The organism is Streptomyces yunnanensis (assembly GCF_029011865.1).
In the GTDB taxonomy this organism is placed as follows: Bacteria; Actinomycetota; Actinomycetes; order Streptomycetales; family Streptomycetaceae; genus Streptomyces; species Streptomyces yunnanensis.
Genome location: NZ_CP095749.1, coordinates 2,202,798 through 2,217,593, shown reverse-complemented (window position 1 = coordinate 2,217,593; position 14,796 = coordinate 2,202,798). Strand labels below are relative to the sequence as shown.

16 protein-coding genes and 1 pseudogene are annotated in these 14,796 nt (G+C 69.9%); 10 read left to right on the top strand and 7 right to left on the bottom strand.

The features are described from left to right. Positions 1-50: 50 nt before the first annotated feature. Entirely contained in the window at positions 51-1,184 is a 1,134-nt protein-coding gene (locus tag MOV08_RS09815) for an FAD-dependent oxidoreductase (RefSeq protein WP_275307075.1), read from the top strand. Here the strand turns inward: MOV08_RS09815 and MOV08_RS09810 are convergent. After that, positions 1,140-1,322, bottom strand: a pseudogene (locus MOV08_RS09810) (IS30 family transposase); the annotation flags it as partial. The gene MOV08_RS09815 and the pseudogene MOV08_RS09810 sit on opposite strands and share 45 nt — an antisense overlap. 218 nt (positions 1,323-1,540) lie before the next feature. Between MOV08_RS09810 and MOV08_RS09805 the strand changes: the two are divergent. After that, the gene (locus MOV08_RS09805) at positions 1,541-1,990 is read left to right on the top strand and encodes a hypothetical protein (protein ID WP_275307074.1); all 450 of its coding nucleotides are present in this window, start codon (positions 1,541-1,543) and stop codon (positions 1,988-1,990) included. A 283-nt stretch (positions 1,991-2,273) separates the two neighbouring features. Continuing rightward, positions 2,274-2,867 (top strand): DinB family protein, encoded by a 594-nt coding sequence (locus MOV08_RS09800; RefSeq protein ID WP_420834288.1) that lies wholly within the window; start codon positions 2,274-2,276, stop codon positions 2,865-2,867. 297 nt (positions 2,868-3,164) lie between these two features. On the opposite strand, the gene MOV08_RS09795 is transcribed toward MOV08_RS09800, so the two are convergent. Then, a complete protein-coding gene (locus tag MOV08_RS09795) occupies positions 3,165-3,977 on the bottom strand; it encodes an MgtC/SapB family protein (protein ID WP_078875626.1) in 813 nt (270 codons plus the stop codon). Between the two features lie 342 nt (positions 3,978-4,319). Here MOV08_RS09795 and MOV08_RS09790 point away from each other — a divergent pair, with 342 nt between their 5' ends. Beyond that, positions 4,320-5,192, top strand: a complete 873-nt coding sequence (locus tag MOV08_RS09790; RefSeq protein WP_275307073.1) for a phosphotransferase family protein — start codon at positions 4,320-4,322, stop codon at positions 5,190-5,192. A 78-nt stretch (positions 5,193-5,270) separates the two neighbouring features. Here the strand turns inward: MOV08_RS09790 and MOV08_RS09785 are convergent, their stop codons facing one another. Continuing rightward, the gene (locus tag MOV08_RS09785; RefSeq protein WP_275307072.1) at positions 5,271-6,485 is read right to left on the bottom strand and encodes an IS30 family transposase; all 1,215 of its coding nucleotides are present in this window, start codon (positions 6,483-6,485) and stop codon (positions 5,271-5,273) included. A 403-nt stretch (positions 6,486-6,888) separates the two neighbouring features. Between MOV08_RS09785 and MOV08_RS09780 the strand changes: the two genes are divergently transcribed. Continuing rightward, positions 6,889-7,290: a peptidase inhibitor family I36 protein gene (locus MOV08_RS09780; protein WP_039631105.1), complete on the top strand. Its 402-nt coding sequence runs from the start codon at positions 6,889-6,891 to the stop codon at positions 7,288-7,290. A gap of 238 nt (positions 7,291-7,528) precedes the next feature. Here the strand turns inward: MOV08_RS09780 and MOV08_RS09775 are convergent, their stop codons facing one another. After that, entirely contained in the window at positions 7,529-8,650 is a 1,122-nt protein-coding gene (locus MOV08_RS09775; protein ID WP_275307071.1) for a lipid II:glycine glycyltransferase FemX, read from the bottom strand. 312 nt (positions 8,651-8,962) lie between these two features. Between MOV08_RS09775 and MOV08_RS09770 the strand changes: the two genes are divergently transcribed. From MOV08_RS09770 to MOV08_RS09760, 3 genes are all read left to right on the top strand, one after another. Further along, the gene (locus MOV08_RS09770; protein ID WP_338057151.1) at positions 8,963-9,931 is read left to right on the top strand and encodes a hypothetical protein; all 969 of its coding nucleotides are present in this window, start codon (positions 8,963-8,965) and stop codon (positions 9,929-9,931) included. A 463-nt stretch (positions 9,932-10,394) separates the two neighbouring features. Beyond that, complete coding sequence (locus MOV08_RS09765; RefSeq protein ID WP_275307070.1) at positions 10,395-11,162, top strand: SDR family NAD(P)-dependent oxidoreductase; 768 nt, start codon at positions 10,395-10,397, stop codon at positions 11,160-11,162. A 26-nt stretch (positions 11,163-11,188) separates the two neighbouring features. Next, positions 11,189-11,560 carry a MerR family transcriptional regulator gene (locus MOV08_RS09760; RefSeq protein ID WP_275311741.1) on the top strand — a complete coding sequence of 124 codons (372 nt, stop codon included), beginning with the start codon at positions 11,189-11,191 and terminating at the stop codon, positions 11,558-11,560. Between the two features lie 156 nt (positions 11,561-11,716). Here the strand turns inward: MOV08_RS09760 and MOV08_RS09755 are convergent, their stop codons facing one another. Both MOV08_RS09755 and MOV08_RS09750 read right to left on the bottom strand, forming a co-directional pair. Next, on the bottom strand, positions 11,717-11,902 hold the full coding sequence (locus MOV08_RS09755) for a hypothetical protein (protein WP_275307069.1): 186 nt from the start codon (positions 11,900-11,902) through the stop codon (positions 11,717-11,719). A 218-nt stretch (positions 11,903-12,120) separates the two neighbouring features. Next, positions 12,121-12,600, bottom strand: coding sequence for a DnaB-like helicase N-terminal domain-containing protein (locus MOV08_RS09750; protein WP_275307068.1), 480 nt, complete (start codon positions 12,598-12,600; stop codon positions 12,121-12,123). A 375-nt stretch (positions 12,601-12,975) separates the two neighbouring features. On the opposite strand from MOV08_RS09750, the gene MOV08_RS09745 reads away from it, so the two are divergent. Continuing rightward, on the top strand, positions 12,976-13,278 hold the full coding sequence (locus tag MOV08_RS09745) for a hypothetical protein (RefSeq protein ID WP_275307066.1): 303 nt from the start codon (positions 12,976-12,978) through the stop codon (positions 13,276-13,278). A gap of 18 nt (positions 13,279-13,296) precedes the next feature. On the opposite strand, the gene MOV08_RS09740 is transcribed toward MOV08_RS09745, so the two are convergent. Continuing rightward, positions 13,297-13,992 carry a L,D-transpeptidase family protein gene (locus MOV08_RS09740; protein ID WP_275307064.1) on the bottom strand — a complete coding sequence of 232 codons (696 nt, stop codon included), beginning with the start codon at positions 13,990-13,992 and terminating at the stop codon, positions 13,297-13,299. Between the two features lie 293 nt (positions 13,993-14,285). On the opposite strand from MOV08_RS09740, the gene MOV08_RS09735 reads away from it, so the two are divergent. Further along, positions 14,286-14,714, top strand: coding sequence for a nuclear transport factor 2 family protein (locus MOV08_RS09735; RefSeq protein ID WP_275307062.1), 429 nt, complete (start codon positions 14,286-14,288; stop codon positions 14,712-14,714). Positions 14,715-14,796: the final 82 nt, after the last annotated feature.

Genomic DNA, 14,796 nt, shown 5'->3' with positions numbered 1-14,796 from the left:
CCTGCTCAGGTCCTGAGCAGGGTTCGGACAGTCTGTTCAGGAGGTGCGTGATGCGAGTTTCCGTGGTCGGAGCCGGTCTGGGGGGTCTGTGCCTGGCGCAGGGTCTGCGCCGTGCCGGGATCGAGGTCGACGTGTACGAGCGGGACCCGGCGATCACCGCACGATTTCAGGGGTACCGGCTCGTACTGGACCCGGTCGGATTCGAGGCGCTGCGTAGCTGTCTGCCACGGCAGTGGCACCCGTTGCTGGACGCGGTCGTCAGTGACGCCTACGTCGAGCGACTGGCCTTGGACGCCCAGCTGAACAAGATCGGCGAACTCGGCCCTGCCAGGAGCGGGATCGTGGTCGACCGGCAAGTACTCCGGCACCTGCTGCTGACCGGACTGCCTGTGCACACCGGGGCCGCGCTGACCGGTTACGAGGTGTTGGACGACGGCAGGGTCGAAGCCCGGTTCGCGCAACGCGATCCGGCAACCGCTGATCTGCTCGTCGGGGCGGACGGGATCGGCTCCGCGGTCCGCCAGGTGCTGACGCCGCAGACCACCCCGAGGGACACCGGCGTTCGGTTCGTGATCGGCCGCACGCCGCTGACGGAGCAGTTCGCCGGCCTGTCCCGGGCCTACGGCGGGAAGATCGTCGGGGGCGGAGTGAGTCTGTTGCTCGGGGCGATGCGGTTCCCCGTTCCGCCAAAGGAAGCGGCGGAGAAACTGGCACCCGAAGTCACGCTCCCTGACATCCATGACTACGTGCGCTGGGCCATGATCCTCCCGCCGAACGGCTCTCTCGGCACCGTGACGGCACAGGAAGCCGCGCTGTCCAGGATGAAAGGTTGGCATCCGGACCTGCAGGCGCTCATCGAACAGGCCGACCCGGACAACAGCACCCTGCTGTCCATCGGGGTGGTCGAGCCAGGTGAGCGCTGGGCGCCCGGTCCGGTCACGCTGCTCGGTGACGCTGTCCACGCCACCTCTCCGACCGGCGGCAACGGTGCGAACACCGCTCTGCGCGATGCCGACCTGCTGGGCCGCTGCCTGATCGAGGCAGCCGAGGGTCGTCAAGATCTTCTCTCCGCGGTCGACAGCTACGAGCGGCAGATGTTCGCGTACGGGGGCGAGGCAGTGCGCCACAGCCTCGCCGCGCTACCCGCCTTCATCCCGAACCCGGACCGACCCGGGCCGGCATAGGTTCTTGCGGGGCCTGCTGTTCAGTTCGGCGGCAACGGCGTCGAGGCGATCGCGGGAGTGGACGGACAAGTCGGTGCCCTCGGAGAGGTACTGCCGCAGCAGGCCGTTGGCGTTCTCGTTGGATCCGCGCTGCCAGGGGCGGGCGGCAGCATGTCGACGGACGAACTCTCGACGTGCCAGCCGAATCAGTCACGTCCGAACGCCGGGGATGAAGAGGGTGATGTCGTCGGTGGCGAGCTCGCTGCGGTACGTCGCTGCACCGCGTTAGCCGTCCGTTAGCGCAACGCCAACCCGACCGTTGAAGCTGATGGTCGTCCGAGAGCGAGACGAGAGATCACAGCAACGGGAGGACAGCGATGACGCATCGTGGAGACGGGCGCGCCGCAAGCGGGATGTTCGGGCGCCGGGGGGCGAGGTTCGCCGCGGTGGGTGCCGTGGGGGTGGCTGCGGCCGTGCTGGCGGTGACGCCGGCGTTCGCCAAGGGAAGTGCCACTCTCAGCGTGTCGCCGGGTACCGTGAAGCTCGGCCAGGGCGTCTATGTCAAGGGACAGGGCGACAGTGACGCGCTGCAGTACGCGAAGTTCTGCGCGCAGGAGCGAGTCGGGACGCATGGTGCCTGGCACACCGTCAAGTGCGGCCGGATCGTGACCGTGGGCGCCAGCGAGGCGAAGGTCGATGTGCGGGTCAAGGCCGGCCATCGGGGCGTGCTCCAGTTCCGCGGGGTGCTCTACGGCGTCGACGGCCCGCGCGGCGGCCACCCGAGCGTGGACATCATCACGCAGACCAAGACCGTCCACGTACGCTGACCCGGCGTCCGGGCCGGCCGGACCACCGCCAGGTCGAAATTGAGAACACGAACATGTGAAGGCCCGGTGGGAAACCACCGGGCCTTCACATGCGAGTAGCGGGGACAGGATGTGTGAGGCTCCCTCGGCGAGTCCAAGGTCAAGGCGGCTGTGGTGCCCCTGGCTCCGCTGGTACGGGGGCATCGCCCGAGTCGCCCGTAGACTGAGCCGCAGGGAGCCGCACATGCACGGTAAGAAGGCGCATGTTGGAGGTACGGGTGTGACGTCGGATCACCACGCGGAGCTGACGGCTCCCGCTCGGGACAGACCTGCACCCGACCCACGCGCAAGGACTGACTGGGCCCACGAACTCGGCGACCAACTGGACTGGCACTGGCGGGAACGGCTGCGTCCCCGCCTGGTGGGGCTGACCGACGAGGAGTACTTCTGGGAGCCGGTTCCCGACTGCTGGACCGTGCGCCCGCGCCGCAGCGAAAGCGAGAGGGGCGGCGGACGGTTCACCGTCGACTACGCCTTCCCCGCCCCTGTCCCCGCACCGGTCACGACCATTGCCTGGCGGCTGGCGCACCTCACCGTCCACGTCCTGGCCAAGCGCACTGAGATGTATTTCGGCGGGCCGTCGATCGACTACGACGACCACGTCTACGCCGGCACTGCCGCGGCCGCACTGGAACACCTCGACCGGGCCTACGACAACTGGTCGTCCGGCATGCGCGCGGCGACGACGGCCGAGCTCGGCCGCCTGCTCGGACCGAGCTCGGGCCCGTTCACCGACCGGCCGCTGGCGACGGTCGTCCTTCACGTCAATCGCGAGGTGATGCACCACGGAGCCGAGATCGCGTTGCTGCGCGACCTGTACGTGCACGGGCGTGAGTAGTTACGGCCGCTGATGTGAACAGTTGCGGCCGCTGAGATTGATCACGGCCCGACCGGAGTCGAGATCGCCTTGACGCGGAGCGTGTAGCGCTGGCCGCGTCGTACGGTGACGCCGTGGTTGAGCGCGGCCCGCAGACGCCCGGCAATCCGCCGATCCGGCCCGGCGGCGCGGTTACGGCCGGCTGCGGCGCCGATCTGACCCTCGCTTCGACGCTTCGCCTGCCTCCTCGCCATCCGGACCTCGGGGAGGTCGAACGCTGAAGGCCACCTGGCCCGCCGGCTTGTTCCTGCTATCTGGCTAGCGCCGGCGCGTTCCCCCACGGCCCCACCGGGTGAAGGGGTTCCGGAGCCGGTGGTGGGGTGGCTCGTCGGCGGGGTAGTTGATGTCGTCCTCGTCCGGGTGGCCGATGACCGTCCAGCTGACTGCGGAGACCGCGGGTTCCAACGACAGTCGGCTGACGGCCGCTTCGAGGAGGGAGTCGTCACGGTGTTCGGTGGTGAGTTCCGCGGCGACGGTGACCTTCCCTTCTTCCGCGTCGCGGCTGTACACCGAGCGCAGCCGGAAGCCGGGCCGGGCGACGGATTGGACGATCAGGGACCTGATGTGTGCCTCCTCGGGCTCGGTGCACACCGCCTCGAAGTAGTAGTCGGTGGAGACCTCGGCGCCGCCGTGCGGCTCCCGGTCCAGGCGCCGGCCCAGCGGTCGCAGCAGCAGGTTGGCGCCCACCACGGCAACCGTGCCCAGTCCCGCCAGGACGTACAGCCCCGTACCGGCCAGGGCGCCCACCGCTGCCGAACACCACAGGGTGGCCGCGGTGTTGAGCCCGCGCACGCTGAGCCCGTCCCGGATGATGACACCGGCTCCAAGGAAGCCGATGCCGGAGACGATTTGGGCCGCGACCCGCGAGCCGTCGTACCCGATGGTGCTGGTGGCCTGCGCGAAGCCGTAGTTGGACAGCAGCACGAAGAGCGCGGACCCGGCGGCCACCAGCGCGTTCGTCCGCAGCCCGGCCATCCGGGCCCGCCACTGCCGCTCCAGGCCGATGGCAGCGCCGAAGCCGAGCCCGGCAGCGATGTTGCCCACCATCTGCCACTCGTTGACGATGGCCATGATCCAATCCCCTCGTCGGTGATTCCTTTCCCGCGTCGGCTCCTGTATCGGCGATTCACGGCCAGGTACTGAATCGGCGGACGCGCCTGGGGCTCGTTTCCGCCGCCCGTCCCCGGTCTCGCTCGCCGCCGGCTCCTGCCATCGCCGCCGCCAGGAAGGCCGCTACTTCTTCCCGCCCTGAACCAGGACGCGGACCCGGAACCCCTCACAGCGCGGGTCGCGGGCACCAGGAGGCACGGCCAGCGCGTTCTCATGAACGCACCGGGGAAACCGCCCCGCTGCGCGCGCGGAATCCAGCCCCGAACACCCGGCCGCTCCGCGCAGAGAACAGCAAGGAGCCCCGTGCCCGACCAACTCACCGGCGCCGCCGCACCGGTCATCCGGCTACGACCGGACTTCCGCCCCACGGCATTCCTCTCCCGAACCGACAAGTCCCTGCTCATCGCGGGGGACTGCGAGGACGGACCGGCCGTCGCGAAACTGCTGACAACCCCGGAACCACTGTGGGCCGAGAAGTTCGGCACGGAGATCGACGCCTACCGGACCTTCGCCGAGACACCCCCGCCAGTGCCCGTTCCCGCCCTCGTCGCCGCCGACAACCGGCACCACGTACTGGTCATCGAACACGTCCGCGGCCATTGCCCGGTCCCGGGCCGCGACCGGTTCCCACCACAAGCACTGGACCCCGCACACGTCACCGCCATGCTGACGGCCATGACCGACCTCGGTCGATGGAGTCCCCCCGCAGGGGCGTTCACACGCACCCTCGACTACCTCGCACGTCTGGACCGAGACCACCGCCAGGGCCTGACCACCCCGCAGGAACACCAGGCCATGACCGACCTGTTCCACCAGGCCGGCACCGTCCTCGTACCAGGCCACGGAGACCCCCTGCCGACCAACTTCGTCATCCGACCCGACGGACAGGTCACAGTGATCGACTGGGAGCACGCGGGACACTACCTCCCAGGTCACGACCTGGCGGTTCTATGGATCGCCCTGGCCGCCACCCCGGAAGCCCGTCCACAGATCGAGGCGCTGGTGGCCGCCGGCTCCCCGTCCGTCCGCGCCGCCTTCACTCTGAACCGGGCCATGCTGCTCGTACGAGAACTCCGCAACCACCGTGCGGTGCCCCCCTCCACATGGCGGGACGAACGGGTGGCGGCAATCGACCGTGACTGGCAGGACGTACGCGAACTGCTGCGGGCCGGGTGACACCGGACTGACCTCGCATCACCAAGGGCCGGTGGACCGGGCGGTTTCTAGCGGTCGTTGCAACACGTGGTCGGTTGTCTAGGCCGCGAGCAGTTTATGCAGGCGCTCGGCTGGGGTTTCCCAGCCGAGCGTTTTGCGTGGGCGGCCGTTGAGTTCGGTGGCGACGGCGGCCAGGTGCTGCGGGGTGTGGACGGACAGGTCGGTGCCCTTGGGGAAGTACTGCCGCAGCAGGCCGTTGGTGTTTTCGTTAGAGCCGCGTTGCCAGGGGCTGGCCGGGTCGCAGAAGTAGACCGGGATGCCGGTGGCGATGGTGAACGAGCCGTGTGCGGCCATCTCACTTCCCTGGTCCCAGGTCAGGGACCGTCGAAGGTGGGAGGGCAGGGTCTGGGCCGTGGTGACCAGCGCGTCGCGGACGCGCTCGGCGCCGTGGTCGCCGGGCAGGTGCAGGAGCATGACGTAGCGGGTGGCGCGTTCGACCAGAGTGCCGATGGCCGACTTGCCGTCCTTGCCGATGATGAGGTCGCCTTCCCAGTGGCCGGGGCCGGCACGGTCGGATGCTTCCGCGGGCCGTTCGCTGATCATGACCATCGGTGTGGTGAACCGTGGCTGGCGGGAGGCGACCTGACGGTGGGGTTTGCGGCGGGCGCGGCCTGAGCGCAGGGCTCGGGCGAGCTCGCGGCGGAGCTCTCCACGTCCCTGGACATAGAGGGCCTGGTAGACCGTCTCGTGGACCACGTGCATCTCCGGCCGGTTGGCGAACTGTGCCCGCAGAGCCTGGCAGATCTGCTCCGGGCTCCACCGTAGGGTCAGGCGGTCCTGGATGAAGTCCCGCAGCTCGGGGTTCTGGCCGATCTTGCCCGGCTTGGGTCGCGGCCTGCGGGCGTCGGCACGGGCCTGGGCGGCGTGCGGGCGGTACTGGCCGCTGTCGGGGTGCCGGTTGCGGCGGATCTCCCGGCTGATGGTGGACGGGCTGCGGCCGAGCTCGGCGGCAATCGCCCGGACTGTCGCCTTCTCCCGGAGCCGGTCGGCTATGTGGATCCGATCGGCCTCACGCAGATATCGGGAAGGCCCGGAAGGCGGCACCACCGCGTTGATCGGTGGTGCCGCCTTCTGTCTGCGGTCGGCGCTACGACCGTTGCGCCACTTCCTGCCGGTCCGGGCATCGATCCCGACGAGTCGGCAGGCTTCCTTGTTGCTGTAGCCCTGCTGCACGAGCCGGGAGTATTCCGCGCGCTCCCGGCCCAGCTTCACAGGGCCCTGAGCCGTCCGGTCCCTTCGGATCTTGAAGTCCATTGCATCCCCTGAGCTGGGGTGTTGCAACGACTACTAGAACTCAAGCCGCAGCACCGGCCCTTTCGCATGGCCGACCCGACAGGCCCGTACCCGTGGGACTCGCGACCGGCGGCGCAGCGGTTCGTGAGAGACCAGGACGCCGCCACGGCTCCCGGCCGTATCCCGAGTAGCCGCTCGGTTCCCGGGTCACCGGCACCCTCGGCGATGCGGCACGAAGACCAGCCTGCCACCGAAGGCTCCCGGGCCGAGGCGCGAGGCTCCTGTCGGGGTGCGCGGTCGACCGTTGTTGCTGGTACTGGCCGGCAGTGGCTTGATCCCGTGACGGCCCGTTGACCGTGAGTTGATCTTCGGTAGGTTGACCCGCGGCAGGTTTGCCCCTTCGTTTCCCATTCAAGGAGTTCTCGTGTCGTATGGCGCTATACGCCTCGGTCTGGCCGCTCTGACGGCCATCGGCCTCTCGGCATCCGCCAACCCCACCGCCTCGGCCGCCGACGCCGCCGCGGCGTCAAACGCCTGCCACAAGGGCGAGTTCTGCCTCTTCAGCGGAGCGCACCAGACCGGGCAGATCCTCTACCGGCTCAACGTCAAGGTCACCAAAACCGGCTTCACGTTTCCCGAGGTCGACAAGCTCGACCCGGTGATCAAGCCACTGTCGGCACGCAACCCGATCCCCGACACCTTCGGCTGCATCGTGCGCCTCAACGACAAGGCACACTTCGCCGGTTCCGAGCAGGAGATCGACGGCTTCGGCGACAAAGAACTGAGCGGCGCGCCCGTCGGATCGATGACGCCCGACTGCGGCTGACCCAACCCGCTCCGCCTAGCGGGCCTTTAGCGCGCCGGCTGGCCGTCTCCAGATCGAAGCCGGTCAGCCGGTCAGCCGGCCAGTCGGCCAGTCGGCCAAGATCTCGCGTTCGGTCCAGTCGGTGGCGTCCCGGTCCGAGCCCCGTACGGCACGACGGGCAGTGCAACCGGCCCGCCCGTGGTTGGTGTTCCACGCTCGCCGCATCGGTATGGACGATCGGCACGAGGCAGCCGCAGGATCAGCGGCGGGACATGTAGAGGTCGAGGGCTTTGTGCAGGACCTTGTTGAGCGGGAAGTCCCACTCGCCGAGGTATTCGACGGCCTCGCCGCCGGAGCCGACCTTGAACCGCAGGAGTCCCAGCAGGTGGTTGCTCTCCTCCAGGGTGTCGGTGATGCCGCGGAAGTCGTAGACGCCCGCGCCGAGCGCGTGGGCGTCGGACATCATCCGCCACTGGATCGCGTTGTTCGGCTGGACCTCGCGCTTGCGGCCGGTAGAGGCGCCGTAGGAGTACCAGACGTGCTCGCCGACGGTCAGCATCGTGGCCGCCGCGAGCACCTCGCCCTCGTGCCGGGCGAGGTAGAGGCGCATGCGGTCGGCGTCCTCTGCCCTCAGCGCGGTCCACATGCGCTGGAAGTAGGACAGCGGGCGGGGAACGAAGCGGTCCCGCTCGGCGGTCTCCACATAGATCTCGTAGAAGGCGGACAGGTCCTCGTAGCCGCCTCGGACGACCTTGACGCCGGCCTTCTCCGCCTTCTTGATGTTGCGGCGCCACTGCTGGTTGAGGCCCCGCTGAACCTCCTCCAGGGACCGCCCGGCGAACGGCACTTGGAAAACGTAACGCGGCTGACCTGCGGCGAAGCCGTCCTCGCCGGCAGGCTCGGTCTGCTGCCAGCCCAGCCGCCGCAGCCGGTCGGCGAGGTCGAAGGCCCCCGGCTCGTGCGTGGTGGCCTCCACGTCGCGCAGCCGACGGGCCCGCGGATCGGCGATGGCGGCCTTGACGGCCTCGGCACTCCAGCGCCGGGCGACCACGGGTGGCCCCATCTTCACCGAGAACGCGCCGCGCCCCTTCACGTACGCGAGCATCGGATCGAGCCACCGCTCCAGATCCGGCGCGGCCCAGTCGATGACCGGTCCCTCCGGCACGTAGGCGAGGTACCGCTTCAGCTTCGGCAACGGCCGCATCAGCACCAGCCCCACGCCGACGAGGCGGTCGCTCTCGTCGAACCAGCCGAGGCTCTCCGCTCGCCAGTCCGGCTTCACATCTCCCCACGAGGGGACCTGCATGTGACTCACCGCGGCCCGGGCCCGGACGAAGGTCAGATGGTCCTCGCGGCTGATCGCCTTCAGGCGAAAGCTCATGCGTACTCCTCTGCTCGACGCACAAGCCTAGTGAGGCGTACGGCACTTTCAGGTCTTTCGGTACACACGCTGTCGTCGTGTACGAAGCAGACACGGACTGCCCAGCAAGATCGCACATCACGCCCATCGCGGGTGTCGCGAACCCGATGCTTCACAAACATGCAGAGCGTCGTCCAACACAGCGGTCGTCCAACACAGCGGCGGCTCTGCCGCTCCGGCCGCGTCCCGGCGGCACGGGGCGTCCGGTCGGGAACCGTGGCCGGGCCGGGTCGCGTCCCCTTCCGGGACCGTGGAAGGGACGAAGGGACGCCCGTGAGCATCGACGGACCTCGCCCGTCCGGGCGGTCGCCGTACGGCGGGCGGCGGCCCGCGAGCGACCCGCCGCGGCCGTACACGCCGCTGTGGCGACGGCTGCGTGAGGACGAATGGCCGCCGCTGGATGAGGTGTTGCGGGGGCGGCGGGAGCAGATGTCCCCGTGGGTGTTGCTGGTGCTGCTCCTCCCGTTCCTGTGGTGGCTGACCGTGCCGTTGCTGGTCGGCTACCAACTGGCCCGTACGGCCCGCCGTATGGCGCGCCGGGTCTTCCCCGTACGCCCGGAAGGGCACGTCGAGGATCCCGAGGTGCTCCTGGTGCAGCGGGTGCGGGCCTGGGCGGCCCTCGTCATGTCGGGGGCGCTGTTGGCGGTGTTCGGCGGCTGGAAGGACGTGGCGGACGCACAGCAGCAGTTCCTGCAACGGCTGTTGTTCGCACCCTGGTTGGCGCTGTTGAGCGCGGCGGTGGTGGTGGCACTGCTCTTCTGGGCGGCCAGGCCCGGGACGCGGCGGGCCATGCGGACGCAGCTGTGGCCGGCCGGCCGATCGGCCCTGTGGTACTTCGGTGCCTGGACGCTGGTGCCACTGTGGTTCACGGCGGCGGGCAAGGGGATGGGTCTGCTGTCCGGCAACTCCAACGGGCCGCCCGGGCTACTGCTCTGGGTGCTGGTGATGTTCGTGTGCTGGGCGCCGTTCTGGTGGGTGATCTTCTTCCTCTGCTTCGCCTCCGGTCCGGCGCTGCGCCACGCCTTCAATCTGTCCGCCCTGCATGCGGCGCTGCCCGCGTTGGTCACCACCGTCCTGGTCTGGGTGTTCGCCTTCCTCGGCCTGTTGGCGGGCGGCCTGCCGCCGGGCCCGGTGCCGCTCGCGGTCTGCGCGTTCCTCGGTGGCCCGGTGTCGGTGACGGCGGTGGCCTGGTGGGAGATCAACCGGCTGCGGCGGCGGTACGGGGTGCGGTGGCGGGGGTAGGGGCTGTCCGATGGGTCAGGGTCGGACAGACCCTAGGGGCCCTTCTCGCTGTCCGCGGTGGATCGATACCTGCGGCAGGCGGGCCCCGAGCGGTGCTCCGCAGCACGTGGCCGATAGCGAGCGTCAGGCCGGGGAGAACTCGGCGACGTACGCATCGAAGGACTCGATGCCGGCTGCTGCGCGGGGTTCGTTCATGCGCTCGGGCTCTTCGCAGGGTCACGGGATCGGTGCCCCGTCCTTCCCTCACACCGGCGCCCTGAGCTTCCTGCTCGACGAACTTCAGCGTCAGGGCGAAGCCGAGCCGCGTCGGGCCGCTCTTGTCGGCCGGCAGTGCCCGGTCGCGGCCCGGACGTCCGTCTTCGACGTCAACCACTACGGAGTCACCGAGGCAACCGGCGAACCGATGACCGCTGGTCGCAGGAGGACAGCTACTTGACCTTGCCGCTGGCGGCAGGGTTGAACGATGGCCGGCATGAACAGCACCGCACCACAGAGCAGCAGGGTCGTCGCCATCACCGGGGCCGGCACCGGGATCGGCCGGGCCACCGCCCGCGCCTTCGCCGCGGAGGGCGCCCATGTGATCGCGATCGGACGGCGCATCGAACCGCTCAAGGAGACCGCTGCCGGGCACCACCGGATCACGCCCCTGGCCGCCGACATCACCGCCGAGAGCGGGCCCGAGCGCATCGTCCAAGCCGTACTGGAGACACATGGCCGACTGGACGTGCTGCTCAACAACGCCGGCATCGTGCGCAGCGGCGCCCTCGGCACGCTGACGCCGGAGAGCATCGCGCCTCAGCTCGCCACTAATCTCGTCGCCCCCATCCTGCTGGCCCAAGCCGCGCTACCGTTCCTGGAGACGGCGCACGGGGTGATCGTCAACGTCAGTACGTCGGTGGGGCAGCGGGCCTGGCCCGGCAGCTCGGTCTACGCCGCGACCAAGACCGCCTTGGAACTGCTGACCCGCAGCTGGGCGGTCGAGCTGGCACCCCGCGGGATCCGGGTCGTGGCCGTCGCCCCGGGCGCGGTCGACACCCCCATCGGCGACCATCAGGGCCTGACGCCGGAGCGCATGGCCGCAGTGCGGGAATGGCAGCTGGCACACACTCCGCTGGGCCGGATCGGCCGCCCCGAGGAGGTGGCCTGGGCGATCACCCGGCTTGCTGCACCGGCGGCATCGTTCATCACCGGAGTCGTACTCCCGGTCGACGGTGGAGCGGTCGTGGCGTGATAGGAGTGGCCCAGGAGGTGGGGCGGGTGCAGATCGGCGAGCTGGCCAAGGTGACTGGGACGACCGCGCGTGCGCTACGGCACTACGAGCAGGCGGGATTGATCTCCTCCGAGCGGGCGTCGAATGGCTACCGCGTCTACGAGGAGGGGGCGGCGGTGCGGGTGCGCAACATCCGCTATCTGCTGGCCGCCGGACTCACCCTGGACGATGTGCGCGTGTTCCTGCCGTGCCTGGACGGCGATGTGGCTGCCGCAGCGCCGTCGGACAAGGGTCTGCGGGTTGCCTGGGAACGGCTGGCAGTCCTCAACGAGCGGATCGCCGCCCAGACCGAGACCCGCGACCGACTGGAAGCGGCACTTCGGCAGAAGACCGGCGGCCTGATCCGCCCGGCAGCCTGACCGGTCGTCACAGCGCAGAGGCCAAGGAACTCCGGAGCACGACGAGACAGTCCCGATCGGACGCACCTGCCGCACCTGACACGTCTGACACGTCTGACACGTCTGACACGTCTGACACGTCTGGCGCATCTCATGCTCGGCTATCGGGTGTGCCCGCTACGGATCGGCGAGGCGGAACGCTCGGGCGCCGGGGCAGGCACCGGGCCGGCCGCTGCCACCACGGCTTGCCCGGACCGGGCAGTCGACGGGAACCAGGGGCTCCAGGTCCTCGCGCAGGGTGGGCACGAGGATGAACCGCGGGGTGTGGCACTTCGCCGTCAGGCGGCCGGTGGTCCCAGACACGCCCGGCGGCCGGCCCGTCCCCCCGCGGCTTCGAGCAGGCCGCGAGGGCCTCGGGCGTTCGAGACGGTGGCCACCCTCGAAGCGGGGCTCCGGCGCGGACCAGGGCAGCGGTGCGGAAGCCGGCGCCGCGGCCACGAGGGGCTGGTCCGTCCGGGCCACGGGCGGGGGGGGGGAGCGTTCGCCCCCGGCCCACGGGGCAGGGAGCGAACGGACGTCGCCTACGTCGCCGGCATGTACGAGGTCGAGGTGGTGCTCGTCGTCGAGAGCGCCGCGCTGGTGAACTCGGCGATCACCTTGTCCCACAGCAGTTCCTTGGACGGCGGTGAAGTGCGGCAGGCTGTGGGAGTGCGCATGGGGACCACGTCCGCCGGCCGATGGAACGCGGGCAACGCCGCCAACGAGACTGTGCCCGTCCCGGCTTGGGCGAGCGCCGTGAGGTATGTGCTTCCGCCGACTTCGGCGAGCCGTCCCCGGCAGTGCAGGTGCACGCCCACAGTGATCGAGTCGACCGGCTGCCCGGAGGCGTACACCGCCAGCACCGAGACGTAGACAACGGCGAGCGGGCCGGACAGGTCCTCCGGCAGCAGGGTGGCAGCCGTCTCCGGGATCGAATCGGGGGCGACGAGCATCCGGCCGACCCGGGCGCGCTGCGTGGCTTCCCTGTCCGGCGGAGTGGGCATGGCGGTGAGTGTGGTCATGGTCCTGCTCCTCCGGAGCTTGATGCGGTCGGCGAAGGCCACCCCCGCCATGAACAACGAGCAAAGGGGCGCAACGGAAACCATCGGAACCTGCCCGCAGGCACGGCAACCTGTCCGCGGCGCGTGACCGAGCGCATCGGCCGGCGGGCGTTCCCGGACTCGTAGGTGTCCTCGGACCAGCAGCCAGTCTCGTCCGAGGAGACCTGCGTTCGGCGCCGCCGCGCGTCCGAAGCCGCCCGCGCCCTGGCACTGCACCGCCCCCTGCCACTGCACCGCCCCTGCCACTGCGTCGCGTCCTGGCACTGCGCCGGACCCGGGCGGAGCGTGCGCCCGATGCCGCCCGTTTTCAGGCTGAGTGGCTGCTCGTTCGCTGACGTGGAATTCCCCCGTGGCCATGACCACACGGCTGCCCGGGCCCGGTTCGACCACCCCGCAACCCATCTGGACCCGCGGTTCCAGTGCACCCGCGCCGTCGACCGTGGGGTTCAGGACGCCAGCCAGCACGGGACGATCGTCATCCCAGAGGCCGATGCGGCCATCGGGGAACACTTCACCGTGACCATCGGTAACTTCGGAAACCTCGCCGCCCTGGCCCTGGGCAATCCCGGAAACCACGGCGCGGAGGAAAAGGAACGTGAGCCGTGCTGCGCCGCACGCTCGCCGCCGCCGTCGCGATGACCCTTCGGGGCCCTCGTTCTAGTAACGAGTGATCGCGGTGGGACCAGAGGTGGTTCCGATCGCGATGTGCGGCCGCTGTCGGGGCTCGGCCCAGGCCAGGATCCGGCGCACGGCGTCCGCGGGCGCGGAGACGCAACCGGCCGTCGCCGCCCGCCCGTTGACGTGCAGAAAGATGCCCGCGCCCCGGCCACGTACCGGCTTCTTGTAGTTGAAGCCGATGACGAGCGCGTGCGCGTACTGGGTGTAGTAGTCGGCGAGGTGCTCGGACTCGGTGGCGCGGCAGTCGGCGGGCAGCGGCTCGGCCCAGCGGTTGTAGGCGCGCGAGCGATCGTCCTCGCACCACCAGGAGTTCCGGTTCACCCGGCGGTACGGCGTCGAGGTCCCGCTGGGCGCGGCCTTGATCCCGAAGCCGTAGGGAAGGTCGTACAGGCCGGTGGGGGTGGTGTTGGTGCCCTGTCTGCGCTTGCCGCCTTCGACGAGGCCCTTCGCCCCGAAGCGGGCGGGCGCGCTGCCGGCCACGACCCACTTGCCGCCCCGCCGGTCCCACCAGGTCAGCGTCCCCGTCGTGGCGCCGGTGCGGGGCGCGACGGCGGTGATCAGCTGACTGCCCCCGCCGGTGTCGGACAGCCGGTCCGGCAGGGGCGGACCGCTGCCGTCCGGGGGCAGGGCAAGCAGGACGGTACAGAGCGCGACACCGGCACGTACGACGGCCACGGAAACCCCCGAACGGAGAGGGACGGTTGCTCAGAAGCTACCGGGCGGGGGCGGAAGAGGCAGCCCGGGCGGGCCGCTGGTAGACCGTCTGCCGGGTCCCGAACTCCAGCGGCATCTACGGCACGGCCCCGTGTCCGAGGACAGTGACGTGTCGCCGGTCAGCGGTGGGTGACCAAGCGCGGCTCCGGACGGCGCGGTTGATGCCGCGGAACGTGATCATTCCCGGAAACCGCCTTTCCGGAAGCGTCACTGTGATGGTGTGGTCTCCTGTGCCCGACTCCATGGAGGCCGCCGTGTCCCGAACGCCGCAGGAGATCTTCGAGAGTTATGTCTACGCCGGCACCATGACCCGCAACGCCGACGCCCTCGCCGAGAACTTCACCGCGGACGGTGTCTTCGAGGCGCCGCTCATGCCGGCCGGCGCCACCTTCCCCAGGAGGCTGGTAGGTCGCGAGGAGATCCGCAGTGCCATGGCGGCGTACTACGAGCGGCAGGCGAAGGGCAACCGTCCGCCGAACCCTGAGAAGTCCGCATACGTGCTGCACACCACCTCCGACCCCGACGTCTTCATCGTCGAAATCGACGTCGTCTTCGACGGGGAGGGGGAGGAGGGGGACGGGGACGGGGGTGACGTGATCGTCTCTCTGGTACAGATCTTCCGCGTCCGCGACGGGAAGATCGCTCGCCTGCGTGACTACTTCACGCCCGAGCTGATGAGCTGAGGGCGACCGGGAGCGGCTCGGCCATCGCTGGACTGCCCGCCTTCGCCTCCGTCGAGGCCGAACGCTTTCGATCGCGCTCAAT

What these genes read in the sequence shown, in the direction of transcription:
- MOV08_RS09815 (WP_275307075.1), top strand. Translation starts at nt 51, where the DNA reads ATGCGAGTTTCCGTGGTCGGAGCCGGTCTGGGGGGTCTGTGCCTGGCG.
- MOV08_RS09805 (WP_275307074.1), top strand. Translation starts at nt 1,541, where the DNA reads ATGACGCATCGTGGAGACGGGCGCGCCGCAAGCGGGATGTTCGGGCGC.
- MOV08_RS09795 (WP_078875626.1), bottom strand. Translation starts at nt 3,977, where the DNA reads ATGGCCATCGTCAACGAGTGGCAGATGGTGGGCAACATCGCTGCCGGG.
- MOV08_RS09785 (WP_275307072.1), bottom strand. Translation starts at nt 6,485, where the DNA reads ATGGACTTCAAGATCCGAAGGGACCGGACGGCTCAGGGCCCTGTGAAG.
- MOV08_RS09775 (WP_275307071.1), bottom strand. Translation starts at nt 8,650, where the DNA reads ATGAGCTTTCGCCTGAAGGCGATCAGCCGCGAGGACCATCTGACCTTC.
- MOV08_RS09765 (WP_275307070.1), top strand. Translation starts at nt 10,395, where the DNA reads ATGGCCGGCATGAACAGCACCGCACCACAGAGCAGCAGGGTCGTCGCC.
- MOV08_RS09750 (WP_275307068.1), bottom strand. Translation starts at nt 12,600, where the DNA reads ATGACCACACTCACCGCCATGCCCACTCCGCCGGACAGGGAAGCCACG.